Below are 26,952 nucleotides of genomic sequence, written 5' to 3'. Positions count from 1 at the left end.
TCCCCTAGGCTGGTCCCGTGACCCCCGCCGACCTCTCCCCGTGCGTCGTACGTGCCGTGCGCCGCGCCGTCGCCGACGGGGAGCTGGGTGCCGGGACGGCGGTTCCGGAGCGGGTCGTCGTCGAGCGGACGCGGCCCGGTGGGGTGGGGGAGTACGCCTCCCCCGTCGCCCTCTCCCTCGCCCGCGCGGCCGGACGGCCGCCGCGCGAGGTGGCCGGCGTACTGGCCCGGCGGCTCGGCGCCGAGCCCGGGATCGAGCGCGTCGACGTCACCGGAGCCGGGTTCCTCAATTTTGTGCTCCCCGATCCGTCCGCGCCCGGCCTCGTCGCCGGCGTGATGCTTCGGGATCGGGTGGTTCGTGCCCTGTGCGTGCCAGGGGCCGGCGGTCCCGGTACCCGTCGCCAGGACGTCGTCCATGCTGCCGTGCTCCGGCTTCTCCGCCTCCAGGGGCGCGGCGACAGGGGCCTTCCGGCCGCCCCCGTCGCCGCCCGCGACGGCGATGTCCTCGCCCGCTTCGGGTCCGACGCCGCCCGCTGGGCCATGCTCGCCGTGCCCGCCCGGGAGACGCCCGTGTTCTCCGACGTCCTGCTGCACCAGGGCGAGGCCAGTGAGTTCTTCCGGGTGCGGTACGCCCACGCCCGCGCGCGGGCCCTCGTACGCAATGCCGCCCAGCTCGGGTTCCGGCCCGAGCCGGGCCCGGTGGACGGCGCGGACGCCCTGCTGCGGGCGCTCGCCGACCACCCCCTCGCACTCGAAGCCGCCGCGCACCACCGGGCGCCGGAGCGGCTGGTCCGGGACCTCGTCGGGATCGCCGACGCGCTGCTCGACTTCCAGTACCGCGTGCTGCCCCAGGGGGACGAGAAACCCTCGGCCGCCCACCGCGCCCGGCTCGCCCTCGCCGAAGCCGCCGGGACGGTGCTGGCCGGTGGCCTGGCCCTGCTCGGCATGGACGCACCCGAACGCCTATGAACCCCGAAGAGAGATACCGATGAGCCGTTCCGCGCACCCCGCCGGACCCCGCCACGCCGATGTCCTGCCCGAGGGGCACTACTCCCCGCCGCCCGCCGACCTCAACGTGCTCGACGAGAAGGTCTGGGCCCGTACCGTACGGCGCGGCGAGGACGGGGTCGTCTCCGTCGGCGGCGTCGAAGTCACCGCGCTGGCCGAGGAGTTCGGGACCCCCGCCTACTTCCTCGACGAGGAGGACTTCCGCCAGCGCTGCCGCGCCTGGGCCACCGCCTTCGGCAAGGACGCCGACGTCTTCTACGCCGGCAAGGCGTTCCTCTCCAAGGCCGTCGTGAAGTGGCTCAAGGAGGAGGGGCTCAATGTCGACGTCTGCTCCGGCGGCGAGCTGACCACCGCCCTCGCCGCCGGGATGCCCGCCGGCCGGATCGCCTTCCACGGCAACAACAAGTCCGGCGAGGAGATCCGCCGGGCCGTCGGCGCCGGGGTCGGCCGGATCGTCCTCGACTCCTTCCAGGAGATCGCCCGCGTCGCGCACATCGCCCGTGAGCTGGGCGTACGCCAGCCCGTGCAGATCCGCGTCACGGTCGGCGTCGAGGCGCACACCCACGAGTTCATCGCCACCGCGCACGAGGACCAGAAGTTCGGCATCGCCGTCGCGGACGGCTCCGCCGCCGAGGCCGTGCGGCGCGCCCTCGGGCACGACTCGCTGGAGCTGCTGGGCATCCACTCGCACATCGGTTCGCAGATCTTCGACATGGCGGGCTTCGAGGTCTCCGCCAAGCGCGTGGTGCGGCTGCTGGCGGCCGTCCGCGACGAGCACGGGGTCGAGCTGCCCGAGATCGACCTCGGCGGCGGCCTCGGCATCGCCTACACCGCGAGCGACGACCCGCGCGAGCCGCACGAGATCGCCAAGTCCCTCACCGAGATCGTCGCCCGCGAGTGCGAGAGCGCCGGCCTGCGCGCCCCCCGGATCTCCGTCGAGCCCGGCCGCGCGATCGTCGGCCCGACGGCCTTCACGCTGTACGAGGTGGGCACGATCAAGCCGCTGGAGGGGCTGCGTACGTACGTCAGCGTCGACGGCGGGATGTCCGACAACATCCGCACCGCCCTGTACGACGCCGAGTACTCCGTGAGCCTGGTCTCCCGGTCCTCGACGGCCGAGCCCCTGCTCGTGCGCGTCGTCGGCAAGCACTGCGAGAGCGGGGACATCGTGGTGAAGGACGCCTTCCTGCCCGCCGACCTCGCGCCCGGCGACCTGATCGCCGTGCCCGCGACCGGCGCGTACTGCCGCTCCATGGCCAGCAACTACAACCACGCGCTGCGCCCGCCGGTCGTGGCGGTGCGTGACGGGCAGGCCCGGGTGATCGTTCGCCGCGAGACGGAGGAAGATCTCCTGCGTCTCGACCTCGGATGATGAAATAGGTATCTCAGCCAATGGACCGAGGATGGAAACTGCTGTCCATTGAGTGAGACTGGTTCAGACCCCGCGCGCAATCCGCGCGCGGGGTGTCGCAGAAAGATCGAAAGGCGTAGGTCGAATGATGCGTACGCGTCCGCTGAAGGTGGCGCTGCTGGGCTGTGGAGTGGTCGGCTCAGAGGTGGCTCGCATCATGACGACGCACGCCGACGACCTCACGCAGAGGATCGGCGCGCCGGTCGAGCTCGCCGGCGTGGCCGTGCGCCGTCCCTCCAAGGTGCGCGAGGGCGTCGACCCGGCGCTGATCACCACCGACGCCACCGCCCTGCTCAAACGCGGTGACATCGACATCGCCATCGAGGTCATCGGCGGCATCGAGCCGGCCCGCGGCCTGATCACCACCGCCTTCGAGCACGGCATCTCCGTGGTCTCGGCCAACAAGGCGCTGCTCGCCCAGGACGGCGCCGCGCTGCACGCCGCCGCCGAGCGGCACGGGCGCGACCTGTACTACGAGGCGGCCGTCGCCGGCGCCATCCCGCTGGTCCGCCCGATGCGCGAGTCGCTGGCCGGGGACAAGATCAACCGGGTGATGGGCATCGTCAACGGCACGACGAACTTCATCCTCGACAAGATGGACTCCACCGGCGCCGGCTACCAGGAGGCCCTGGACGAGGCCACCGCCCTCGGGTACGCCGAGGCGGACCCGACCGCCGACGTCGAGGGCTACGACGCCGCCGCCAAGGCCGCGATCCTGGCCGGCATCGCCTTCCACACCCGCGTGCGCCTCGACGACGTCTACCGCGAGGGCATGACGGAGGTCAGCGCCGCCGACTTCGCCTCGGCCAAGCGCATGGGCTGCACCATCAAGCTCCTCGCCATCCTGGAGCGCGCCGCGGACGGCGAGTCCGTCACCGCCCGCGTGCACCCGGCGATGATCCCGCTCAGCCACCCGCTCGCCTCCGTCCGCGAGGCGTACAACGCCGTCTTCGTCGAGGCGGAGGCCGCGGGGCGGCTCATGTTCTACGGGCCCGGCGCGGGCGGTGCCCCCACCGCGTCCGCGGTCCTCGGCGACCTCGTCGCCGTCGCCCGCAACAAGCTCGCCGAGGCAACGGGGCCCGGCGAGTCGGCGTACACCCAGCTGCCGGTCAGCCCCATGGGGGATGTCGTCACCCGCTACCACATCAGCCTCGATGTGGCGGACAAGCCGGGCGTGCTCGCCCAGGTGGCGACCACCTTCGCGGAGCACGGTGTCTCCATCGACACCGTGCGGCAGCAGGGCAAGGACGGCGAGGCGTCTCTCGTCGTCGTCACCCACCGCGCGCCCGACGCCGCCCTCTCCGGGACCGTCGAGGCACTGCGGAAGCTGGACACCGTGCGCGGTGTCGCCAGCATCATGCGTGTTGAAGGGGAGTAAGGACCCATGAGCAGCAATCGCACCCACCAGTGGCGCGGCATCATCGAGGAGTACCGGGACCGCCTGCCGGTGACGGACACGACTCCCGTGGTGACGCTCCGCGAGGGCGGCACTCCCCTCGTTCCCGCGCAGGTGCTGTCCGAGCGCACCGGCTGCGAGGTGCACCTCAAGGTCGAGGGGGCCAACCCCACCGGTTCCTTCAAGGACCGCGGTATGACCATGGCGATCACCCGGGCCAAGGAAGAGGGCGCCAAGGCGGTCATCTGCGCCTCCACCGGCAACACCTCGGCCTCCGCCGCCGCCTACGCGGTACGCGCCGGGATGGTCTCCGCGGTGCTCGTGCCGCAGGGCAAGATCGCGCTGGGCAAGATGGGCCAGGCCCTCGTGCACGGCGCCAAGATCCTCCAGGTGAACGGCAACTTCGACGACTGCCTGGACCTGGCCCGCGCGCTGTCCGACAACTACCCGGTGGCGCTGGTCAATTCCGTCAACCCGGTGCGTATCGAGGGCCAGAAGACGGCCGCGTTCGAGATCGTCGACGCGCTCGGCGACGCCCCGGACGTGCATGTGCTGCCGGTGGGCAACGCGGGCAACATCACCGCGTACTGGAAGGGCTTCAAGGAGTACAAGGCCGACGGCCTGGCCTCCCGTACGCCCCGTGTGTGGGGTTTCCAGGCGTCCGGTTCCGCGCCCATCGTGCGCGGCGAGGTCGTCAAGGAGCCGCACACCGTCGCCACCGCGATCCGGATCGGCAACCCGGCCTCCTGGGAGCAGGCGCTGGCCGCGCGGGACGAGTCGGGCGGCTTCATCGACGAGGTGACGGACCGCCAGATCCTGGCCGCCTACCGGCTGTTGGCCTCCCAGGAGGGCGTCTTCGTGGAGCCCGCCTCCGCCGCGTCCGTGGCCGGCCTGCTCAAGGCGGCCGAGCTGGGCCTGGTCGACCCGGGGCAGCGGATCGTATGCACCGTCACCGGCAACGGCCTCAAGGACCCCGACTGGGCGGTCGCCGGCGCTCCGCAGCCGGTCACCATCCCGGTGGACGCCGAAGCCGCCGCCGTACGCCTCGGACTCGTCTGAGGCACCGCCGTGTGAGCCGGGTTCCGGAGGGTTCCGCCACGCCTTCGCGCGCTTTGCCGAGTGCGCCACGAGGCGTCCGCGGGCCCTCCGGAATCCGGCAACTCACCCCGTACGGCAACAAAAGTGCGGCCGGAGCCGGTCGGCTCGACGACACGCATCGTGCGCCTCCTGTGCGCCCTATGTCGCGAGAGAACCTTCCTTCGATACGCTGTACTTACATCCGCCACCGCGCATATGACTGCGGTGCTGCCCCGAGGGCCTTCGGGTGTCGTGGGTTCTCCAGTACATTCACAGCGAGCCAGCGAAGAGCGAAGTCCTCGCACAGTCACAAGGAGTGTCATCGGACGATGGCCGGTCCAGCGTTCCGCGCCGCCGCCGTACGGGTGCGCGTCCCCGCCAGCAGTGCCAACCTCGGCCCGGGCTTCGACGCCCTGGGCCTGGCCCTGGGGCTCTACGACGACGTCGTCGTCCGGGTGGCCGATTCCGGCCTGAACATCGACATCGCGGGCGAGGGCGCCGACACCCTCCCGCGGGACGAGAGCCACCTGCTCGTACGTTCCATGCGCACCGCCTTCGACCTGCTGGGCGGCCAGCCGCGCGGCCTGGAGGTCGTCTGCGCCAACCGCATCCCGCACGGCCGCGGGCTCGGCTCCTCCTCCGCCGCCATCTGCGCCGGCATCGTCGCCGCCCGCGCCGTGACCATAGGCGGCGAGACGAAGCTCGACGACGCGGCGCTGCTGGAACTGGCCACCGAGATCGAGGGTCACCCCGACAACGTCGCCGCCTGCCTGCTGGGCGGCTTCACCCTGGCGTGGATGGAGGGCGGCAGCGCCCGGGCCATCCGGATGGAGCCCTCCGCGTCCATCGTTCCGGTGGTCTTCGTCCCCTCCCGGCCCGTCCTCACCGAGACCGCGCGCGGCCTGCTGCCGCGCACCGTCCCGCACGTGGACGCGGCCGTCAACGCGGGCCGCGCGGGCCTGCTCGTGGAAGCCCTGACCAGGCGTCCCGAGCTGCTGCTGCCGGCCACCGAGGACCGCCTCCACCAGGAGTACCGGTCCCCGGCGATGCCCGAGAGCGTGGCACTCGTCAACCGACTGCGGGCGGACGGAGTTCCCGCGGTCATCTCCGGCGCGGGCCCCACGGTCCTCGCGCTGGTCGACAACGGTGCGGCCGACAAGGTCGCGCGGCTCGCGGGCGAGGGATGGGCGGCCAACCGGCTGGCCCTCGACGCCGCGGGCGCGAGCGTACTTCCGCTGGGAACCCAGGGCGGCTAGTCCTGCCGCGACGGCAGGACCAGCCGGTCAGGGGCGGGCGGCCGGGGCAGGCCGCCCGCGCGGAACCGCGCGATTGCCGGTGATTGAGAGGGGGAATATCTATTGGATCCGGTAGTGTTAGTCTCAAGTGCGCATCGGAAGCCGCCGTGGCTCGATGCTCAGTGTCCCCATCCGGGACCACATTTCTTCCGGGAGCCTCCCCGACTGCTCTGATCACTTCCAGCAGTTTCGAGCACGCTCCGGAATCGGCGTGAATTTCCCACGCTTTCAGCTCGGGGGCTCTCGCCGGAACCCCAGCACGTTTCTCTCCGCCGTATTTCTCCCGGCGGACCACCGCCCCGGCACGGTCCACACCTAGGGCCGTCGTCGGACAGCACGACCGGTCGCCGAGCCAGACAGGCCGACGTCCGCTCCAGGGAAGGACCCTTCGTGAGCGACACCACCGATCTGATGGGCGCTGCCGACACCTCTGTCGACACCAGCGCCCCCGCCGCGGGCGCCGCACCCAAGCGCCGCCGCACCGGCACCGGCCTCGACGGCATGGTCCTGGCCGAGCTGCAGCAGGTCGCGTCGGGCCTCGGCATCAGGGGCACCGCGCGGATGCGCAAGAGCCAGCTGATCGAGGTCATCAAGGAGGCGCAGGCGGGCAGCGGTGCCCCCAAGGCCGCCGCCACCGCGGACACCGCCGAGGCCAAGCCGAAGCGCCGCGCCACCAGCAAGGCCCGTACGGCCGCCGCCGACGCCGCCCCGGCGGAGACCGCCGCCGCGGCGCCCGCCGAGAAGGCCGCCGCGCCCGCGCAGATCGAGATCCCCGGGCAGCCGGCCAGCGAGGACGCGCCCGTCGGCGAGCGTCGTCGCCGCCGTGCCACGGCTCCCTCCGGCAGCCCGGAGGGCTCGGCCCCCGTCTCCGTACAGGTCGAGCAGAAGACCGAGACGGCCACCGCGCCGTCCGAGGCCAAGGCCGAGGCCGCCACCGCCGTCTCCGCGGGCCAGGCCCAGAGCGACGGCGAGGGCCGCGGCCGGCGTGACCGCCGCGAGCGTGGCGAGCGCGGCGACCGCCAGCGCGACCGCCGTGACCGCGGCGCCAAGGCCGACGACCAGGGCCAGGGCGGCCAGGGTCAGGGCGGCCAGGGCGGCCAGGGTGCGCAGGGTGGCGGCCGGCAGGACCGCGCCGACCGTGCCGACCGCCAGCAGCAGGGCGGCCGCGGCCAGGGCCAGGGCCAGCAGGGCCGCCAGGACAACGGTCCGCAGGACGACTTCGACGACGAGGGCGGCCGCCGCGGCCGTCGCGGCCGCTACCGCGACCGCCGGGGCCGTCGTGGCCGCGACGAGTTCGCGCCGAACGAGCCGCAGGTCGCCGACGACGATGTGCTGATCCCCGTCGCGGGCATCCTCGACATCCTCGACAACTACGCGTTCATCCGGACCTCGGGCTACCTGCCCGGCCCCAACGACGTGTACGTCTCCCTCGCCCAGGTCCGCAAGGCCGGCCTGCGCAAGGGCGACCACACCACCGGTGCCGTGCGCCAGCCCAAGGACGGCGAGCGCCGCGAGAAGTTCAACGCCCTCGTGCGCCTGGACTCCGTGAACGGCATGGCGCCCGAATCCGGCCGCGGACGGCCGGAGTTCCAGAAGCTGACGCCCCTGTACCCGCAGGACCGGCTGCGCCTGGAGACCGACCCGGGCGTGCTGACCACCCGCATCATCGACCTCGTGTCGCCGATCGGAAAGGGCCAGCGCGGCCTGATCGTGGCCCCGCCGAAGACCGGCAAGACCATGATCATGCAGGCGATCGCCAACGCGATCACCACCAACAACCCCGAGTGCCACCTGATGGTCGTCCTGGTCGACGAGCGTCCGGAAGAGGTCACCGACATGCAGCGGTCGGTCAAGGGCGAGGTCATCTCCTCGACCTTCGACCGCCCGGCCGAGGACCACACCACCGTTGCCGAGCTGGCCATCGAGCGCGCCAAGCGCCTCGTCGAGCTGGGTCACGACGTGGTCGTCCTGCTGGACTCCATCACCCGTCTGGGCCGCGCGTACAACCTCGCGGCGCCCGCCTCCGGCCGCATCCTGTCCGGTGGTGTCGACTCGACCGCGCTGTACCCGCCGAAGCGCTTCTTCGGTGCCGCGCGCAACATCGAGGACGGCGGCTCGCTGACCATCCTGGCCACCGCGCTGGTCGACACCGGCTCGCGCATGGACGAGGTGATCTTCGAGGAGTTCAAGGGCACCGGCAACATGGAGCTCAAGCTCGACCGGAAGCTCGCCGACAAGCGGATCTTCCCCGCCGTCGACGTCGACCCGTCGGGCACCCGCAAGGAGGAGATCCTCCTCAACGCGGAAGAGCTCGCCATCGTCTGGAAGCTGCGCCGGGTGCTGCACGCGCTCGACTCGCAGCAGGCGATCGAACTGCTCCTCGACAAGATGAAGCAGACGAAGTCGAACGCCGAGTTCCTGATGCAGATCGCGAAGACGACCCCGTCGGGCAAGAACGACGACTGACGTCCGCTACGCGGTCCCGCGCAGCAGCCCCCGTCGCACCCGCGGCGGGGGCTGCCGCGCGTTCCGGGCGTCCTGCGAGCTTCGCCACATCTGCTCCCAGGACGCACCGTATGGAACCCCGTGGGGCATGAGCCCGTCTGATTCAGGGGACCCGCGGGACGTCGGCGGGCCTGAACGGACCAGGGGACCGGACTCAGGACTGAGGAGAGCATGACCGAGGACACCAAGGGCCGAGGCCGAGGGGCCACCGGCCGCAGGCGCAAACCGGCGGCGCGCCGCAGAGCCGTCGCGACAGCGGCCTGGACCGCCGCGGCCGTGGTCTTCCTGGGCGGTGCCGGGCTGGGCTGGTTCTACTTCGAGCTCAACGGCAACCTCAAGACCGTCGACATCGACCAGGCCCTCGGCACCGACCGCCCGGCGAACGTCGACAACGGCTCGATGGACATCCTCGTCCTGGGCTCCGACTCCCGGGGCGGCGCCAACAGCGAGTACGGCGCCGACGACGGCGGTTCGGCCCGCTCCGACACCGCGATGATCGTCCACCTCTACGAGGGCCACCAGAAGGCCAGCGTGGTCTCCATACCCCGCGACACGATGACGGCCCGCCCCGAGTGCCCGGCGGGCAAGGGGAAGACCGACCCGGGCGGCAAGCGCCGCCAGTTCAACGAGGCGTACACCGTCGGCGGGGCCGCCTGCGCGGTCAAGACCGTCGAGAAGATGTCGGGGATCCGCATGGACCACTACATCGAGGTCGACTTCACGGGCTTCAAGAAGATCATCGACACCCTCGGCGGGGTCGAGGTCACCACCACCAAGCCGATCAAGGACGGATCCAGCCACCTCGATCTGGCGGCCGGTCCCAACAAGCTCAACGGGGAGCAGGCCCTCGGCCTGGTCCGGACCCGCAAGAGCGTCGGGGACGGCAGCGACCTGGGCCGAATACAGCTCCAGCAGGCGTTCATGAAGGCGCTGATCAAGCAGGTCAAGGGCGTCGGCCTGTTCGACAACCCCAAGAAGCTGCTCGACCTCGCCGACACCGGCACCAAGGCGCTCACCACCGACAAGGGCCTCGGCGACGTGAAATCCCTCGCCGGCTTCGCCCAGGGCCTCCAGGGCATCGACGCCCAGGACCTCCAGATGATCACCTTGCCGGTGGCGGCCGACCCCCTCGACGCCAACCGCGTCGCCCCGCTGCAGAAGGAGTCCGCCATGGTCTGGCAGGCCCTGCTGGCGGACGCGCCGATACCGGCCGAGGCCACCGCGGACTCCGCCGGGGACAAGGGCACGGCCGGGTCGATCGTCCAGTAGGACCGGTACGCGAAGAGGCCCGGAGGGGGCTCCGGACGGCTTCCGGACCGCCTCCGGGCAGCCCTCGGACGGCCTCCGGAATAGACACGCGCCCCTCCCCGTTGAGGGAGGCGTCCTCAGAATTTTGACAGGCAGCCCGGTCCTGGCAGACTGGTCTGTCGGCCCCGGTTCACGCAGACGCAATTCGGCTCCTGCGACCCGGCGCCCTCCCGAATCTAGGAGACACCTTGAAGCGCGATGTTCACCCCGAGTACGTCGAGACCGCGGTCAGCTGCACCTGCGGCGCGTCGTTCACGACCCGTAGCACCCTGACCGACGGCACCATCCGTGCCGAGGTCTGCTCCGAGTGCCACCCGTTCTACACGGGCAAGCAGAAGATCCTCGACACCGGTGGCCGCGTGGCCCGCTTCGAGGCGCGCTTCGGCAAGGGTGCGGCCAAGAAGTAGCGCGACCCAGGCGCCGGTCCCCGGTCGCCCCCTGTCCACTCGGGGGCGGCCGGACCGGCGCCTTTGTCGTCGTTCACGCCCGTCCCCCGTGCAGTCCCCCCGCACTTTCACCACAGGAGTACCCCGATGTTCGAGGCGGTCGAGGAACTGGTCGGCGAGCACGCCGACCTTGAGAAGCAGCTCGCCGACCCTTCGGTCCACTCCGATCAGGCCAACGCGCGCAAGCTGAACAAGCGCTACGCGGAGCTGACCCCGATCATCGCGACCTTCCGTGCCTGGAAGCAGACGGGCGAGGACATCGAGACGGCCAAGGAGTTCGCGGCCGACGATCCCGACTTCGCCGCCGAGGTCAAGGAGCTGGGCCAGCAGCGCGAGGAGCTGACCGAGAAGCTGCGCCTGCTGCTCGTCCCGCGCGACCCCAGCGACGACAAGGACGTGCTGCTGGAGGTCAAGGCGGGCGCGGGCGGCGACGAGTCGGCGCTGTTCGCCGGCGACCTGCTGCGCATGTACCTGCGCTACGCCGAGCGCGTGGGCTGGAAGACCGAGATCATCGACGCCACCGAGTCCGAGCTCGGCGGCTACAAGGACGTGCAGGTCTCCGTCCGGACCAAGGGCGGCAACGGCGCCACCGAGCCCGGCCAGGGCGTATGGGCCCGCCTCAAGTACGAGGGCGGCGTGCACCGCGTCCAGCGCGTTCCGGCCACCGAGTCCCAGGGCCGCATCCACACCTCCGCCGCGGGCGTGCTCGTCACCCCGGAGGCCGAGGAGGTCGAGGTCGAGATCAACGCGAACGACCTCCGCATCGACGTGTACCGCTCCTCCGGCCCCGGCGGCCAGTCCGTCAACACCACCGACTCGGCGGTGCGCATCACGCACATCCCGACCGGTGTGGTCGCCTCCTGCCAGAACGAGAAGAGCCAGCTCCAGAACAAGGAGCAGGCCATGCGCATCCTGCGGTCCCGCCTGCTGGCCGCGGCCCAGGAGGCCGCCGAGCAGGAGGCGTCCGACGTGCGCCGCAGCCAGGTCCGCTCCGTGGACCGGTCCGAGAAGATCCGTACGTACAACTTCCCGGAGAACCGGATCTCGGACCACCGCACCGGCTTCAAGGCGTACAACCTGGACCAGGTGCTCGACGGTGACCTCGACGCGGTCATCCAGGCGTGCGTCGACACGGACTCCGCGGCCAAGCTGGCCGCCGCGCACTGACCCGACAGCCCGCACCACCCCCCGTACGACAGCAGCCCGGAGGACCAGCGTGAACTTGCTGCTTGCCGAGGTGGCCCAGGCCACCCAGCGGCTGGCCGCCGCCGGCGTGCCCTCACCGCGCTTCGACGCGGAGGAGCTCGCCGCCTTCGTGCACGGCGTCAAGCGGGGGGAACTGCACCACGTCAAGGACGCGGACTTCGACGCCCGCTACTGGGAGGCCGTCGCCCGCCGCGAGGCCCGCGAACCGCTCCAGCACATCACCGGCCGCGCCTTCTTCCGGTACCTGGAGCTCCAGGTCGGGCCCGGGGTCTTCGTGCCCCGGCCCGAGACCGAGTCGGTCGTGGACTGGGCCATACAGGCCGTCCGGGCCATGGACGTGGTCGAGCCGCTGATCGTGGACCTGTGCACCGGCTCCGGCGCGATCGCGCTGGCCATGGCGCAGGAGGTGCCGCGCTCGCGCGTGCACGCGGTGGAGCTGTCCGAGGACGCCCTGCGGTGGACGCGTAAGAACGCCGAGGGCTCGCGGGTCACCGTCCACCAGGGCGACGCCCTCGCGGCGCTGCCCGAGCTCGACGGCCAGGTCGACCTGGTCATCTCCAATCCGCCGTACATCCCGCTCACCGAGTGGGAGTACGTCGCCCCCGAGGCCCGCGACCACGACCCGGAGATGGCGCTCTTCTCCGGCGAGGACGGCCTCGACACCATCCGCGGTCTGGAACGCACCGCCCACCGTCTGCTCCGGCCCGGCGGCATCGTCGTCGTCGAGCACGCCGACACCCAGGGCGGCCAGGTCCCGTGGATCTTCGCGGAGGAGCGGGGCTGGGCCGACGCGGCCGATCACCCGGACCTCAACAACCGTCCCCGGTTCGCGACGGCGCGCAAGGCGCTGCCGTGACCGGCGCGACGAATCCCGCCACCCCCCTGCTGCACGAGGAGGCCCGCTGATGGCCCGGCGATACGACTGCAACGACGCGACGGACCGCAAGACGGGCCTGCGTGAAGCCGCCTCCGCCGTGCGCCGCGGCGAGCTCGTCGTGCTGCCCACCGACACCCTGTACGGGATCGGCGCGGACGCCTTCAGCCCGGAGGCCGTCCAGGACCTGCTCGCCGCCAAGGGCCGCGGCCGCGGCATGCCCACCCCGGTGCTGATCGGCTCCCCGAACACCCTGCACGGCCTCGTCACGGACTTCTCCGAGCAGGCGTGGGAGCTGGTGGACGCCTTCTGGCCGGGCGCGCTGACCATCGTCGCCAAGCACCAGCCCTCGCTGGCGTGGGACCTGGGCGACACCGGCGGCACCGTGGCCGTGCGCATGCCGCTGCACCCCGTCGCGATCGAGCTGCTGACCGAGGTCGGCCCGATGGCGGTGTCCTCCGCCAACCTGACGGGGCACCCGGCGCCCGAGGACTGCGACGCGGCGCGCGAGATGCTCGGCGACTCCGTGTCCGTGTACCTGGACGGCGGTCCGACGCCCGGAATCCAGCCGTCGTCGATCGTCGACGTCACGGGGAAGGTTCCCGTCCTGCTGCGCGCGGGGGCCCTGACCGCCGAGCAGCTGCGGGAGGTCGTACCCGACCTCGAGGTCGCCCCGTGAGCCCTGAGGGGCGTGGCATAGCTGGGGGAAGCACTTTCCGCATACTCCACGTCAGCACCGGGAACGTGTGCCGCTCGCCCATCACCGAGCGGCTGACGCGGCACGCCCTCACGCACCGGCTGGGCGGGCCCGTCACCGGGGACCTCATCGTGGAGAGCGCCGGGACCTGGGGCCACGAGGGCGCCCCGATGGAGGCGAACGCCGCCGCCGTGCTCGCGGACTTCGGCGCGGACGCCTCCGGCTTCACCGGGCGCGAGCTGCTGGACGAGCACGTCATCCGGGCCGATCTGGTGCTGACCGCCACCCGTGACCACCGGGCGCAGGTCATCTCGATGGGCCATTCGGCGGGGCTGCGCACCTTCACCCTCAAGGAGTTCACCCGGCTGGTGCGGGCCATAGATCCGGCCACGCTGCCGCCGCTGGACGACGGCATGGCGGAGCGCGCGCGGGCGCTGGTACGGGCCGCCGCCGCCCTGCGCGGCTGGCTGCTGGCCCCGTCGCCGGACGCGGACGAGGTCTACGACCCGTACGGCGCGCCCATCACCTTCTTCCGCTCGATCGGAGACGAAATCAACCAGGCGCTGGACCCGGTGGTCACGGCCCTGACGGGGGTCACCACCCGCCGCTGACCCCGGCTCCGGCCGGGCGGGGCCGGGGGTGCGGGCCTACAGTGGCTGGTAACCCGGTACCTCCTGGAGTCGCGCCATGAGCGTCATCACCCAGCCCACGGACCTGCTGCGCCGGCAGGACCCGCAGATGGCCGACGTACTCGACGGGGAGGCCCGGCGTCAGGCCGCCGCCCTCCAGCTGAGCGCGGCCGAGAACTTCGCCTCCGCCGCCGTGCTCACCGCGCTCGGCTCCCCGCTGGCCAACAAGTACGCCGAGGGGTACCCGGGGGCCCGCCACCACGGCGGGTGCGAGTACGCCGACGTGGCCGAGCGCACGGCCGTGGAGCGGGCCAAGGCCCTCTTCGGCGCCGAGCACGCCAATGTCCAGCCGCACTCCGGCTCCTCCGCCGTGCTCGCCGCCTACGCCGCCCTGCTGCGCCCCGGCGACACGGTGCTGGCGATGGGACTGCCGTACGGAGGGCACCTCACGCACGGCTCCCCGGCGAACCTTTCCGGCCAGTGGTTCGACTTCGTCGGCTACGGCACCGACCCCCGCACCGGGCTCATCGACTACCGGCAGGTCCAGGAGCTGGCCCGCGCGCACCGCCCCCGGGCGATCGTGTGCGGCTCCATCTCCTACCCGCGCCACCCCGAGTACTCGGCCTTCCGGGAGATCGCCGACGAGGTCGGGGCGTACCTGATCGCGGACGCCGCGCACCCGATCGGCCTGGTGGCGGGCGGGGCCGCGCCCAGTCCGGTGCCGTACGCCGACATCGTCTGCGCCACCTCGCACAAGGTGCTGCGGGGGCCGCGCGGCGGGCTGGTGCTGTGCGGGGCGGAGTTCGCCGAGCGCGTGGACCGGGCCGTGTTCCCGCTCACGCAGGGCGGGGCCCAGATGCACACCATCGCCGCCAAGGCCGTGGCCTTCGGGGAAGCGGCGAGCCCCGCCTTCACCAGCTACGCCCACCGGGTGGTCGCCAATGCCCGCGCGCTCGCCGCGGAGCTGGAGGCGTACGGGTTCGCGATCACCACGGGCGGCACCGACACCCACATGATCACCGCGGACCCGGCACCGCTCGGCCTGGACGGCCCCACCGCCCGCGGCCGGCTGGCGGCCGCCGGGATCGTGCTGGACACCTGCGTCCTGCCGTACGGGGACCAGCGCGGCATCCGCCTGGGCACCGCGGCGGTGACCACCCAGGGGATGGGGGAGCCGCAGATGCGCCGGATCGCGGAACTGTTCGCCGCGGCGCTGCGCGGGGACGCGGCGGGTACCCGTACGGGGGTGGGAGAGCTCACGGAAGGTTTTCTCCCTTACGGGGACTAAGTGGGACAAGAGAGGCGTACTGCAACCGCGATACCGCCCCCTCGCGTCCTCGGGGGAGGGGACATCGCAGCTAATGTGTGGGGCTGAGATGGCCGGCGATACATCTGGGGCAGCCCGTGCGTGAATATCTGCTGACGCTTTGCGTCACGGTCGCGGTGACCTATCTGCTGACCGGGCCCGTGCGGAAGTTCGCGATCGCGGCCGGGGCCATGCCGGAGATCCGCGCCCGCGACGTGCACCGCGAGCCGACCCCGCGCCTCGGCGGGATCGCGATGTTCGGCGGGCTGTGCGCCGGCCTGCTGGTCGCGGACCACCTGCAGAACCTGAACGCGGTCTTCGAGAAGTCGAACGAACCGAGAGCCCTGCTCTCCGGGGCCGCGCTGATCTGGCTGATCGGCGTCCTCGACGACAAGTTCGAGCTCGACGCCCTGATCAAGCTCGGCGCGCAGATGATCTCCGCCGGTGTGATGGTCATGCAGGGTCTGACGATCCTGTGGATCCCGGTCCCCTTCATCGGTACGGTCCCGCTCACCCAGTGGCAGGGCAACCTGCTCACCGTGGCGCTCGTGGTGATCACCATCAACGCGGTGAACTTCGTGGACGGGCTCGACGGCCTCGCCGCGGGCATGGTCTGCATCGCCGCCGCCGCGCTCTTCCTGTACGCGTACCGCATCTGGTTCGGCTACGGGATCGAGTCCGCGGCCCCCGCGACCCTCTTCGCCGCGATCCTGATGGGCATGTGCCTGGGCTTCCTGCCGCACAACATGCACCCGGCACGGATCTTCATGGGCGACTCCGGCTCGATGCTCATCGGCCTGGTCCTGGCCGCCGCGGCCATCTCCCTGACCGGCCAGGTGGACCCGGACGCGCTGGCCCTGTTCGCCGGTGGTGAGCGCAACGCCACCCACGCGATGCTCCCCGCCTACATCCCGCTGATCCTGCCGCTGACGGTGATCGCGATCCCGATGGCGGACCTGATCCTGGCCATCGTGCGCCGTACGTGGAAGGGCCAGTCGCCCTTCGCCGCCGACCGCGGGCACCTGCACCACCGGCTGCTGGAGCTGGGCCACTCGCACAGCCGCGCGGTCCTGATCATGTACTTCTGGTCGGGCCTGATCGCCTTCGGCACCGTGGCCTACTCCGTGCACTCCACCGCGATGTGGATCGTGCTGCTGATCGCGGTGCTGAGCGCGCTGGGCCTGTTCCTGCTGCTCCTGCCGCGCTTCACCCCGCGCGCCCCGCGCTGGGCCGAGAACCTGGTCCCGCCGCGCTACCGGCACGGCGCCCGGGCCGCGGAGGCCGCCGCGGAGGCGGCGGCGCTGGACGCCTCGGGCACGGAGCCGGAGCCCGCCCGGCCGGTCGCGGCGGGCGTCTCGGGCGTCAACGGCGCGACCGCGGTGGGCCCCCGTTCGCGCTTCCCGGACCGGCGCAAGGCCGAATCCACGCGCTGACGGGGCGGGGGCCCGGCGGGGAGCCCCACAGGGCTCCCAGCGGCCTCTCAGCGGCGTCCGGGCAGCGGCGGGTACGTCCCCCAGACCTCGCGGAGGGCCGCGCAGATCTCGCCCACGGTGGTACTGGCGGCCAGCGCCGAGCGCATCGGGACCATGACGTCCTCGTCGCCCCGCGCGGCGCGCCGCAGCCGGGCCAGGGCCTCGTCGACCGAGGGCTGGACCCGCCAGGCGCGCAGCTTGGCGAGCCGTTCGCCCTGGCGGAGGTGCGCGGCGTGGGCCTCGGGCCCGGGGGCCCCGGCGGAGGGAAGGCCGGACGGGCGCCCGCGCGGCGGCAGCGCGGTGCTCTGGAAGCGGGACTCGACGGCCCGCACGGCCCCGCCCAGCCGTTCGATGCTGTTCATCAGCCCGAGCGCGGCCGCCTCGATCTCCTGGCAGGCGTCGGTCCGCAGCCACGGGCGGGCGGCGCCGGCCGCCGCCACGCTCCACGGCGCCCGGACATGCCGGCGGAGCACCGCGGGGGCGGCCACGCCGGGCCCGAACTGCTCGTCCATGGCGCGGGCCCAGAGGCGGCGCGCGGCCCGGAACTTCGCCTGGACCCCGGCCTGGCTGCCGTGACCGGAGAGGCAGAAGGTGACCCGCGGCACGAAGACGCCCGCGGAGACCGCCGTACGGACGTAGGCGAGGCCGTTGGCGAGGGCGAAGGCCACCTCCTGGGCCGGGCCCGCGCCCGCTTCGGCGAGGTCATGGCCGCAGACGGACACCACGTCCCAGTGCGGCAGGGCCGTCCGGCAGTACCGCAGGAGGTCCCGGGTCAGCCGCATGGAGGGGGCCGGCGGGAAGAGGCAGGTGCCGTCGGGGGTGATGAACTCCTTGAGCACGTCGTTGCGGACCGAGCCGCGCAGCCGTTCCGCGGGGACGCCCCTCTCCTCCGCGACGAGTCCGTAGAGCAGGACCAGGGGTGCGGCCGCGGCGTCCACGGGCAGGGAGAGGGAGACCTTGTCGAGGGGGATGCCGCTCAGCAGCACCCGCATGTCGTCGATGGAGTCGAGGGCCACACCGGTCCGGCCCACCTGGCCGTAGGCCGACGGGGCGTCGGAGTCCAGCCCCGCCCGGGTGGGCCGGTCGACGAGCAGGGGCAGGACGCGCGCGCCGCTGCCGGCCAGCCGTCTGAGCCGGATGTTGGCGGCCGCGGAGGTGTGGAAGCGGGTGGTCCGTTCCGCGGCGGGGAAGGTGCCGGACGTCATGGGCTCCTCACAGGTGCGACGGCGGCCGGCGGCGCGCCGGGGCGGGGGCGTCCACGGTGATCGCGGTGAGCAGGATGCCCCCGCGGGCGGTCCAGCGGCCGGAGAACACGCTGAGGCCGGGGTGGGCGGCGACCAGGGCCGCGGGGAGCACGCGGGCGGAGAACGTGCGGCTGACGGGGTCGATCCGGATCAGGGCGTCCTCGAACTCCAGCGCGAGACCGGTCTGCGGGAACCAGGCTTTGTAGACGCTCTCCTTGGTGCTGAAGAGCAGCTTGTCCCAGTGGGTCCCGGGGTGCCGCGCGGCGAGCTGTGCGAGGTGGGCGGTCTCCTCCGGCAGGGCGATGCTCTCCAGGACCCCGGCGGGGAGCGGGACGTCGGGCTCCGCGTCGATGCCGAGGGCGGCGACGTGCGAGCCGTCGGCGACCGCCGCCGCGTGGTAGCCGGTGGTGTGGGTGATCGCGCCGCGTACGGAGCCGGGCCACAGGGGGAGCCCGCGGGGGGTGGCGAGCAGGGGGGCGTCCGGGGCGCCGAGCGCGTCCAGGGCCCGGTGGGCGCAGTAGCGGGCGGTGGCGAACTCGCGGCGGCGGCTCTCCACCGCCCGGGCCACGAGGGCGGCCTCCTCGGGGTGCAGGGTGGCGAACGGCACGTGGTCGAACGCCTCGAAGGCCCGGACGTGGGACGGCAGCACTTCTTCGATCATGTTTCCTTCTTCTCGCCGTTCGGCCCGGGAGCCGGGGACGGCTACCAGGAGCGGGCGGCCGCCACCGCGGTGGCGTTCCCGAGGATCTGGACCGGCCGTCCCGGCGGTGTCGTACGCCGTTCCCACTCCCGCGGGTAGCCGAGGGACACCTCGTGGTGGGGCACGCCGTCGCAGTGGATGGTGCGGGGGATGTGCAGGTGTCCGTAGACCACGGCGGCCGCGCGGTACGTGCGGTGCCAGTCGGCGGTCCCGGTCGTCCCGCACCAGAGGGCGAACTCGGGGTACCGCAGGACCCTCGTGGGGTCGCGGACCAGCGGGAAGTGGTTGACCAGGACGGTGGGCAGGCCGGGCGGCAGCGCGTCCAGACGGTCCCGGGTCAGGGCCAGCCGGGTGCGGCACCACGCGTCGCGTGTCGGGTACGGATCGGGGTGCAGGAGGAACTCGTCGGTGCAGACCACGCCGGCCTCGTCCGCCAGCCGCAGCGCGTGCTCCTTCGAGAAGGCGCCGGGGGGCCGGAAGCTGTAGTCGTAGAGGACGAAGAGCGGGGCGACGACGGCGGGTCCGCCCTGCCCGTTCCACACCGGGTAGGGGTCCTCCGGGGTGATCACGTCCAGCCGGCGGCAGAGGTCGACGAGGTGGCGGTACTTGGCCTCGCCGCGCAGCTGGACCGGGTCCGCCGGGTCGGTCCACAGCTCGTGGTTGCCCGGGACCCAGATCACCTGGGCGAAGCGCTCGCGCAGCAGGGAGAGGGTGCTCTCGATGTCGGAGACGGTCTCCCCGACGTCCCCCGCCACGACCAGCCAGTCCGCCGGGGAGCCGGCCCGCAGGTCGCGGACGATCTCGCGGTTGCGCTCGTGGCGCACGTGCAGATCACTGATGGCCATCAGCCTGCCGTCGTGGGCGGGGGGCAGAGTGGCTCCGGGGGGCGTGGGGCGGTGGTTCTCACTCATTCCGGCTGCCTTCCCGCGGTATCGGCATCGACCCGGCGTCGGCAACCGCACGGATCCCAGGGTGATCCGCCCCACTGGCCGGCGAAACCCCTAGTCGGCCCCTAGAAGTGAACGGGGCGGGGCGGGGGCGCCGCCGGCCGGTAGGGGTGGGCGCGTCGGTGGTCAGGGGTTGTGACCCGCCCGCGGAGTCGCTCAGGATCCCTTTCAGGTGTGACGGCGGTGGCGGTGGGCCGACGGCCGGCGCCACGGACCCGGTGTGCGACGAAGGGAACTCCGATGACCGCGAACGGCGTTGACGAGAATCTGTGGGTGCGGCAGTTCCACCCCTCGCCCGGCGCGAAGGTGCGTCTGGCCTGCCTTCCGCACGCCGGCGGTTCCGCCCCGTACTTCTTCCCGGTGTCCAAGGCGCTCTCGCCCGCGCTCGACGTGGTGGCCGTGCAGTACCCCGGCCGGCAGGACCGCCGTGACGAGCCGGGCATCGACAACATCGCGGACCTGGCCGACGCGGTGACGGGCGCGCTCCTGCCCTGGGCGGACCGGCCGCTGATCATTTTCGGCCACAGCATGGGAGCCACGCTCGCCTTCGAGGTCGCCCTGCGCCTGGAGGCCAAGGGCATCGTGCCGCTCACGGTCTTCGCCTCCGGCCGGCGCGCCCCTTCGCGCCACCGGGACGAGCGGGTCCACCTGCACTCCGACGACGCCCTGATCCGCGAGATCCAGTCCCTCAGTGGTACCCAGGCCGCGGTGCTGGGCGACGAGGAGATTCTCAGGATGGTCCTTCCGGCCATTCGCAGTGACTACAAGGCGGCCGAGACCTATCGCTACGAGGCGGGGCCGAAGCTCCAGGCCCCGATCCAGGCGCACTTCGGCGTGGACGACCCGAAGGTCTCCCAGGAGGAGGCGCGGGCCTGGGAGGAGCACACCACCGGGGCGTTCGCGCTGCACAGCTATCCGGGCGGTCACTTCTACCTCAACCAGCAGTCCGCGCGGGTCATCGACGCCATCGCGCGGGTCGCCGCGGCGGTGGCCTGAGGCGCCGCGGAAGCGGGCGTACAGCCTCTGTCCCGGAAATGCGCGGTATTTGGTTTCCTCTTCAAGGAAAGCGTTCTTGATTTGGCCTGATCGCCTTGCTCTGGCTTGATTCCATTCCCTCTTCCCGGGCCCTCCCGTGCGATCCGCCCGCCCGTGCCCGCAGTGGCCGATTCACACAACATAAGGGCCGGGAAGGGCTGGGGATGGGAATCGAAGGTCGGTTGACAGTGCATGGATGTTGATGTTGTCTGTCATTCGGTCCGGGTGCGCGGTGCGAGACCTTCGGGTCCTCCGGTGACCCGGTCCGAGTGTTCGACCACACGGGGGTGGTCCGGACGACTCGACTCCGGGGGTGTCTTTTATCCATGGTGCTGTTCGGGCGGGCTGAGGAAACGAAACAGCTGATAGCGGCACATGCGGGGGTCTGTTCGTCCGGAAGATCCGCGACCGTTCTGCTGGAAGCCGCTGCGGGGTGCGGGAAGAGTGAAATCCTGGCGGCCCTGACCGATTACGCCGAATCCTCTGGAACAACGGTCCTGCAAACGGCCGCGACGGCCCAGGAGTCGGAAATTCCGTTGAGCCTGCTCCGGAACATCGCCGACGGGACATCTTTTTACGAAAAACTTGCCGGACGTTTTCGCGCGCTGACGGCCGAACTCTCCGGTGAGCACGGCGACGGGGCGTCCGAGCAACTCCGCCGCGATACCGAACGCTATGAACTGCAGCGGGAATTCTGCGCCTCGGTACGCGAGCTCTCGCGCTCCTCGCCCGTACTGCTCGCCGTCGACGACGTCCAGCACGGGGACCCCGAATCCCTGAGGCAGCTGCTCCACCTGGCCCGGCACTGCCGCACCGCCCCTCTTCTCATGGTGTTCACCCAGCCGGTGGCCGGCGGGCGCCAGGACGTCGCCTTCGGCGGAGAACTTCTGAGGCAGCCCCACTTCACGCGGCTCCGGCTGCCGCAGCTCGGCCGCGGCGGTGTCGAGGAGGTGCTGTCGGAGGCGTGGCCCCGGCGTCGCGATCCCAAGGTCGTCGACCGGTACGTCGCCCTGAGCGGCGGCAACCCGCTGCTCCTGCGCGCTCTCGTCGAGGACCACCGTGCCCACACCGGCTCCGGCGGGGACCGCTCCGCCGTCGAGCCGCAGGCCGGCCAGATCTTCCGGGACGCGCTGCTCGCCTGTCTGGAACGCGGGGGCGAGCGCAGCCGCCAGGTGGCCATCGGGCTGGCCGTCCTCGGTGACTTCGCCAGCCGGGAGCTGCTGGGCCAGCTCCTGGACCTCGGCCGTGAACAACTGACCGAGAGTCTGCACGCGCTCGGCGAGTCGGGCATCATCGGCGGGTACTCCTTCCGCAGCCGGCTCGCCCGGGACGCCGTCCTGGACTCCCTGGGCCTCGACCGCCGCCTCGAACTCCACCTGCGCGCGGCCGACCTGCTGCACTACTGCGGTGCCCCGCCGTATGTCACGGCCGAGCACCTCCTCCAGGCGGGGCAGGTCGACACGGTCTGGGGGGTGGGGGTCCTCCAGGAGGCCGCCGAGCAGGTGCTGCTCGACGACCACGTCCAGCAGGCGGTCGCCTACCTGGAACTCGCGCACAGCGCCTGCGAGGACCCGAGGCGCCGGATCGAGATCAGGATCCGGCTCGCCCTGATCGCGCGGCGCATCAGCGCGGCGGCAGCCGAACTCCACCTCACCGAGGTGATGGAACGTCTGCGGGTCTGTCCCATGCCGGCCGCGACCGTGGAGTCCTTCGCGGAGCTCCTCCTCGCCCATGGCTGGCTCGACCAGGCCCGCGAGGTGATCGACTGCGCCGTGGCGGACGACCGCGTCACGCAGGACGCCGTCGGCAAGGGCTCCTCGCCCTGGGACAGCATCCGGGAACCGGCCTTCTGGCCGCCGGCCGTCGCCCTGAGCCAGGGTCCGGACGGCACGGGGGAGGGCGGGGCCTGTCCCGGGACGGCCGCGGCCCGGACGCCCGCACCGCGGCGCCCGGCGGCCGGGCGGCCGCCCCGGCCCTGGGAGACCCAGCGGCCCCCGGGGCTCGACCAGTACATCGCGGGCGCCGAGGGCCTTCTGGAGATCACCCCGCTGACGGACTTCACGCTCGACCTCCTGCTCAACGCCATCCAGTCGCTGCTGTACAACGGCGCGGCCGACCGCGTCGTGCACTGGTGCGACACGTTCCTGCGGAAGTGCGCGGACCGCGGCACCCCCGGCTGGGAGGCGTCCTTCGTGGCCCTGCGCGCCGAGGCCGGTCTGCACCGGGGAGAGCTCGCGACGGCCGAGAAGGCCCTGCGGGCCTGCCTGACCGCCATGCCCCAACGGCACCGGTCCACCTTCGAAGGGGCGGCGGTCGCGCACCTGGTGGCGGTCACCATCGCGCAGGGCAAGCTCGACGAGGCGGCGCACCACCTCAGCCGGCCCATGGCGCGGTCCCTGCCCGGCAGCGTGCACTGGCTGAGCTACCGCAGGGCCCGCGGGCTCTACCACATGGCCAACCACCGCTACCACTCGGCGCTGAGGGACTTCCAGGCGGCGGGACGGCTGGCCGGCCTCTGGGGGGTGGACCGGCCCGGCCTGCTGCCGTGGCGTACGGACGCCGCCGAGGCCCTGCTGCGGCTGGGGGACCGGGGGGAAGCGCTGCGGCTCGCGCGGGAACAGCTGGCCATGGCCGCCGACGGCTCCCCCCGCGTCCGGGGCATCTCGCTGCACGCCCTGGCCCTCGCCGACGAGCAGCACCTGCGCGTGGCACTCCTCGACGAGGCGCTCGGGGAACTGCGCCGGGGCCGCGACGACCTGGGCACCGCCCGGGTCCTCTTCGACCTGGCCGACGCCCACGAGGAAGCCGGCGAGCCCCGCAGGGCGGTCGCCGCCCGCCGGCGCGCCACCCGGCTGGCCAAGGACTGCGGAGCGATGTCCCTGCTGCACCGCGCCGGGCCCCCGGACGGCGCGGACCGGGCCCTCCGCCCCGCCGCGGCCTGCCGCGCCGAGACCCCGGACCCGGTGGCGGCGCCCGGGGCGCCGTCCCCCGCCGGATGCCCCGGCGAAGCCGCCCCCGCGCGCTGGCAGGAACTCAGCGACTCCGAGCGGAAGGTCGCGGCCCTCGCCGCCAACGGTTACACCAACCGTGAGATCTCCCTGCGGCTCTTCATCACGAAAAGCACCGTCGAACAGCATCTGACCCGGGTCTACAAGAAATTGAAGGTGGCCAGGCGGGACGATCTGCCGCTGGAACTGGAAACGGCCGCCGAGGTCTGACACACCCGCTCCCGGAAATCCCGCTGCCCGCCCCCCGCCACACGGGGGGCGGGCAGCGGCGCTTCCGCGTTCCGTTCCTCCCCGGCGGCCGCTCCTACCGTCCCGCGCCGGACCGGTAGGGGGATGTTCACATCGCGTAAAACCGCAGCTCGGAGGGGTCTAGGGGGTTGCGGAGCGAAGGTAGGGGTTGGGGGCAGGGGCCCGCCTCAGTACAGTCGAATCAATTGGAAATGCATTCGATTACTGGTGATGCTCAAGCGGGTCTCGATCGAGTGGGGCAAACGGGTGGGGATTGTGGCTGACGGAATTGCCGCAGAGCTTTTCGAGCGCGACGAGGAAATGAAGCTGCTTTCGGACGTACTGGCAGGGGTCCAGCGACGCGAAGGCGGAGTCGTCCTCATCGGCGGAGGGCCCGGGGTCGGCAAGACCGCATTGCTGGACGTATTCCTCCGGCGCGCGGCCGACGCCGGGGCCCAGGTGTTCAGCGCATCGGGCTCGGTCTCCGCCTCGGGAGGCGATCTCGCCGTCGTCAGGGAACTGTTCCTGGGGACGGAGGACGAGGACGGGATCCGCTCGGCCACCCGCAGCAGCAGGGGAGCCGCCGAGTTCGAGGACCGCCTCTTCGCCGCCATGTGCCGGGAGACCCGCGACCAGCTCGTCGTGATCGCGGTGGACGACGTCCAGCTCGCCGATGCCGCCTCCCTGCGCTGCCTGCTCTACCTCGTCCGCAGGCTCCGTACGGCGCCGCTCATGATGGTGCTCTGCGAGTCCACGGGCCCGCAGCTGCTCCCGCCGGCCTTCCACGCCGAACTGCTCCGTCACCCCCAGGCCCGCCAGCTCCGGCTGCTGCCCCTCTCGCGGGACGGCATCGCCGGGGTCATCGAGCACCACGTGGACACCGTGGAGGCACCCGGGCTCGTGGCGGACTTCCACGCCGTCAGCGGCGGCAACCCGCTGCTCGTGCACGCCCTCCTGGCGGACAGCCGGGCCGCGCGCCGCCTCGACCCCCGGCAGCCCTCCAAGGCGGTGGCCAGTACCGCGTTCACCAAGGCGGCCCTGGCCTGGGCCTACCGGGACGAGGCCGAGCTCTTCGACGTGGCGGCCGGTGTCGCCGTCCTCGGCGAGTCCGCCACGCCCCCGCTGGTGGCCTGTCTGGTCGGCCGGGGCGCCGACACGGTCGAGCAGGTCATGACGGCACTGGACACGGCCGGTCTGCTGGAGAACGGGGCGCTGCGCGACGCGGCCGTCGGCAAGGCCGTCCTGGAGCACGTGGACGCGGTGGCCAAGGCGGACCTGCGGCGGCGCGCGGCCCGGCTCCTGTACGACGACGGGGCGCCCGCGACCGTGGTGGCCCAGCACCTCCTGGCCGCCTCGGTCACCGAACCGTGGGCGGGCCGCACCCTGCTGGAGGCGGCCTACCGGTCCATGGACGCGGGCCAGGAGGAGATGAGCCTCGACTGCCTGCGGCTGGCCGGCCAGAGCGCGTGCGCCGAACGCGACCGGGCGGCCGTCCTGATGGCACGCGTGAAGATCGGCTGGCAGATCGACCCCCGCATGGTGGCCCCCTGGACGGACGCGCTGCTCGACACCCTCCGGGCCGGCCACCTCAAGGGCGCCGACGCCGCCTGGACCGTCAAGTACCTCGTCTGGACCGGCAAGTTCGACGAGGCGCGGGAGAGCCTCGCCCTGCTCTCCGAAGGCCCCTACGCCGAGGACCCGCGGGTCGAGGACGAGCTCCACGTCGTACGGCACTGGCTGCGGCACACCGTTCCGGCGCTGGACGGGGGTACGGTGTCCGGCGGCCCGCAGCGGCCGCCGCGCCGGGGGATCCAGCCCCGGCAGGTCGGCCCCGCCTCGTACGCCGTCGAACTGCTCGGCACGGTCATGGCGGAAGGGCCCGACGGGTACGCCCCGGCCATGGCCGAGGAGATCCTGCGGGGCTGCCACTCCGGTACGACCGGCGTGGAGGCCCTGGAGGCGGCGCTGCTGACGCTGGTCTACGGAGACAGGCCGGACCGGGCGCTCTTCTGGTGCGACGTGCTCCTCCAGCAGACCGGCGCGCGCACGCGGGGGACGGTCGTGGCCGTCCTGTCGGCGATCCGGGCGGAGGTCGCGCTCCGCCTGGGCTCCCTCCCGGCCGCCGAGGACCACGCCCGCGACGCGCTCTCGGCCATCTCCCACGCGGGCTGGGGCGTCGCCGTCGGCTCCCCGCTCTCCGCCCTCGTCATGGCCGCGACCGCCTCCGGCAAGAGCGGACTGGCGGGTGCCTGGCTCAACCGCGAGGTCCCGGACGGCATGTTCGGGACCCGCCACGGACTTCTCTACACCCACGCCCGCGGCCACTACCACCTCGCCGTCGACCGGCCGGCCGCCGCCCTGGACGACTTCCTGACCTGCGGGGAACTCGCCAAGAAGTGGGGCGCGGACACACCCACGTTCCTCCCCTGGCGGACCTCCGCGGCCCAGGCCCACCTCGCCCTGGGAAACCCCGTGGAGGCCCGCACGCTCGTCCGCGAGCAACTGGGCCGCCCGGGCGGCAGCACCTTCCGGGCGCGCGGGGTGTCGCTGCGGCTGCTGGCGGCCGTGAGCGGACTGGACCAGCGTCCCGCCCTGCTCAGGGAGTCGATCAACCTCCTGGAGGGATGCGGGAGTCAGGTCGAGCTCATCCGCTCCCTGGCCGACCGCAGCCAGGTGCTGCACGTGCTCGGTGCGCCGGCCAAGGCCCGGATGGCGGCCCGCCACGCCAGGACCGTGGCCGACAACTGCGGCGCGGACGCGCTCTTCCGCCGGCTCTTCCGCGACGAGGTGCCCGACGGGGAGGGCGAGGTCGAGGTGGCCGAGGGGGAGGGCGAGGGCTCCGCGAGCCTGACGGCCGCCGAGCGCCGCGTCACCGCCCTCGCGGCCGTCGGCCATTCGAACCGTGAGATCGGGCGCAAGCTGTTCATCACCAAGAGCACCGTCGAGCAGCACCTCACACGGGTGTACCGCAAGCTCGGGGTCCGCAGCCGGGCCGAGCTGGGCGATCTGTTCGCCGGGACGGACATGGGAAGCGGCGACGAGCAGCTGCTCCGCACCTCCTGACGACCCCGCCGCACCCCGCCGCACGCGCTCGTCGGGGTCGGCGCTAAGGGGTCGGCTAGTGGTTGAGGCTAGGGGCGGGCCGACCGGATATTCGCAGT

The 26,952-nt window shown here is 72.5% G+C and carries 20 protein-coding genes; 17 read left to right on the top strand and 3 right to left on the bottom strand.

What is annotated here, in order from left to right; translation table 11 throughout:
• The first annotated feature begins 17 nt into the window (after window positions 1-17).
• From nrtL to ABZ873_RS03705, 14 genes are all read left to right on the top strand, one after another.
• On the top strand, window positions 18-968 hold the full coding sequence (nrtL, locus tag ABZ873_RS03770) for an ArgS-related anticodon-binding protein NrtL (RefSeq protein WP_360864600.1): 951 nt from the start codon (window positions 18-20) through the stop codon (window positions 966-968).
• A gap of 19 nt (window positions 969-987) precedes the next feature.
• Window positions 988-2,379 carry a diaminopimelate decarboxylase gene (gene lysA, locus ABZ873_RS03765; protein WP_360864597.1) on the top strand — a complete coding sequence of 464 codons (1,392 nt, stop codon included), beginning with the start codon at window positions 988-990 and terminating at the stop codon, window positions 2,377-2,379.
• A gap of 127 nt (window positions 2,380-2,506) precedes the next feature.
• Window positions 2,507-3,796, top strand: a complete 1,290-nt coding sequence (locus tag ABZ873_RS03760; RefSeq protein ID WP_360865021.1) for a homoserine dehydrogenase — start codon at window positions 2,507-2,509, stop codon at window positions 3,794-3,796.
• Window positions 3,797-3,802: 6 nt separating this feature from the next.
• Window positions 3,803-4,873: a threonine synthase gene (gene thrC, locus ABZ873_RS03755; RefSeq protein ID WP_360864595.1), complete on the top strand. Its 1,071-nt coding sequence runs from the start codon at window positions 3,803-3,805 to the stop codon at window positions 4,871-4,873.
• Window positions 4,874-5,220: 347 nt separating this feature from the next.
• On the top strand, window positions 5,221-6,147 hold the full coding sequence (gene thrB / locus ABZ873_RS03750; RefSeq protein ID WP_360864592.1) for a homoserine kinase: 927 nt from the start codon (window positions 5,221-5,223) through the stop codon (window positions 6,145-6,147).
• A 429-nt stretch (window positions 6,148-6,576) separates the two neighbouring features.
• On the top strand, window positions 6,577-8,652 hold the full coding sequence (gene rho / locus ABZ873_RS03745) for a transcription termination factor Rho (RefSeq protein ID WP_360864589.1): 2,076 nt from the start codon (window positions 6,577-6,579) through the stop codon (window positions 8,650-8,652).
• Between the two features lie 210 nt (window positions 8,653-8,862).
• Window positions 8,863-9,960, top strand: coding sequence for an LCP family protein (locus ABZ873_RS03740; RefSeq protein ID WP_360864585.1), 1,098 nt, complete (start codon window positions 8,863-8,865; stop codon window positions 9,958-9,960).
• A gap of 227 nt (window positions 9,961-10,187) precedes the next feature.
• Complete coding sequence (rpmE, locus tag ABZ873_RS03735; RefSeq protein ID WP_360864582.1) at window positions 10,188-10,406, top strand: 50S ribosomal protein L31; 219 nt, start codon at window positions 10,188-10,190, stop codon at window positions 10,404-10,406.
• Window positions 10,407-10,532: 126 nt separating this feature from the next.
• Window positions 10,533-11,612, top strand: a complete 1,080-nt coding sequence (gene prfA, locus ABZ873_RS03730) for a peptide chain release factor 1 (protein WP_360864579.1) — start codon at window positions 10,533-10,535, stop codon at window positions 11,610-11,612.
• Between the two features lie 49 nt (window positions 11,613-11,661).
• Complete coding sequence (prmC, locus tag ABZ873_RS03725) at window positions 11,662-12,507, top strand: peptide chain release factor N(5)-glutamine methyltransferase (RefSeq protein ID WP_360864576.1); 846 nt, start codon at window positions 11,662-11,664, stop codon at window positions 12,505-12,507.
• 49 nt (window positions 12,508-12,556) lie between these two features.
• Window positions 12,557-13,204, top strand: coding sequence for an L-threonylcarbamoyladenylate synthase (locus ABZ873_RS03720; protein WP_360864573.1), 648 nt, complete (start codon window positions 12,557-12,559; stop codon window positions 13,202-13,204).
• Window positions 13,201-13,833: a protein-tyrosine-phosphatase gene (locus ABZ873_RS03715; protein ID WP_360864570.1), complete on the top strand. Its 633-nt coding sequence runs from the start codon at window positions 13,201-13,203 to the stop codon at window positions 13,831-13,833. The genes ABZ873_RS03720 and ABZ873_RS03715 overlap by 4 nt, the downstream gene beginning before the upstream one ends.
• A 76-nt stretch (window positions 13,834-13,909) precedes the next feature.
• Window positions 13,910-15,139: a serine hydroxymethyltransferase gene (locus tag ABZ873_RS03710; RefSeq protein ID WP_360864566.1), complete on the top strand. Its 1,230-nt coding sequence runs from the start codon at window positions 13,910-13,912 to the stop codon at window positions 15,137-15,139.
• 116 nt (window positions 15,140-15,255) lie between these two features.
• Window positions 15,256-16,590 carry an MraY family glycosyltransferase gene (locus tag ABZ873_RS03705; RefSeq protein WP_360864563.1) on the top strand — a complete coding sequence of 445 codons (1,335 nt, stop codon included), beginning with the start codon at window positions 15,256-15,258 and terminating at the stop codon, window positions 16,588-16,590.
• A 47-nt stretch (window positions 16,591-16,637) separates the two neighbouring features.
• Here the strand turns inward: ABZ873_RS03705 and ABZ873_RS03700 are convergent, their stop codons facing one another.
• Genes ABZ873_RS03700 through ABZ873_RS03690 form a run of 3 tightly spaced genes read right to left on the bottom strand, consistent with a single transcriptional unit; the run spans window position 16,638 to window position 19,484 of the window.
• A complete protein-coding gene (locus tag ABZ873_RS03700; RefSeq protein WP_360864560.1) occupies window positions 16,638-17,834 on the bottom strand; it encodes a methylmalonyl-CoA mutase family protein in 1,197 nt (398 codons plus the stop codon).
• Between the two features lie 7 nt (window positions 17,835-17,841).
• Window positions 17,842-18,534 (bottom strand): 4'-phosphopantetheinyl transferase superfamily protein, encoded by a 693-nt coding sequence (locus ABZ873_RS03695; protein ID WP_360864557.1) that lies wholly within the window; start codon window positions 18,532-18,534, stop codon window positions 17,842-17,844.
• A gap of 41 nt (window positions 18,535-18,575) precedes the next feature.
• The gene (locus ABZ873_RS03690; RefSeq protein ID WP_360864554.1) at window positions 18,576-19,484 is read right to left on the bottom strand and encodes a metallophosphoesterase; all 909 of its coding nucleotides are present in this window, start codon (window positions 19,482-19,484) and stop codon (window positions 18,576-18,578) included.
• Between the two features lie 276 nt (window positions 19,485-19,760).
• Between ABZ873_RS03690 and ABZ873_RS03685 the strand changes: the two genes are divergently transcribed.
• From ABZ873_RS03685 to ABZ873_RS03675, 3 genes are all read left to right on the top strand, one after another.
• Window positions 19,761-20,516, top strand: coding sequence for an alpha/beta fold hydrolase (locus ABZ873_RS03685; protein ID WP_360864551.1), 756 nt, complete (start codon window positions 19,761-19,763; stop codon window positions 20,514-20,516).
• A gap of 365 nt (window positions 20,517-20,881) precedes the next feature.
• Window positions 20,882-23,773 carry an AAA family ATPase gene (locus ABZ873_RS03680; protein WP_360864547.1) on the top strand — a complete coding sequence of 964 codons (2,892 nt, stop codon included), beginning with the start codon at window positions 20,882-20,884 and terminating at the stop codon, window positions 23,771-23,773.
• A 123-nt stretch (window positions 23,774-23,896) separates the two neighbouring features.
• Complete coding sequence (locus ABZ873_RS03675) at window positions 23,897-26,854, top strand: LuxR family transcriptional regulator (protein ID WP_360864544.1); 2,958 nt, start codon at window positions 23,897-23,899, stop codon at window positions 26,852-26,854.
• Window positions 26,855-26,952 lie beyond the last annotated feature (98 nt).

Origin of the sequence: Streptomyces sp. NPDC047014, from assembly GCF_040644195.1 — a bacterium.
In the GTDB taxonomy this organism is placed as follows: Bacteria; Actinomycetota; Actinomycetes; order Streptomycetales; family Streptomycetaceae; genus Streptomyces.
The sequence above is the reverse complement of the archived record's forward strand: the minus strand, read 5'-3'. Positions and strand labels throughout refer to the sequence as shown.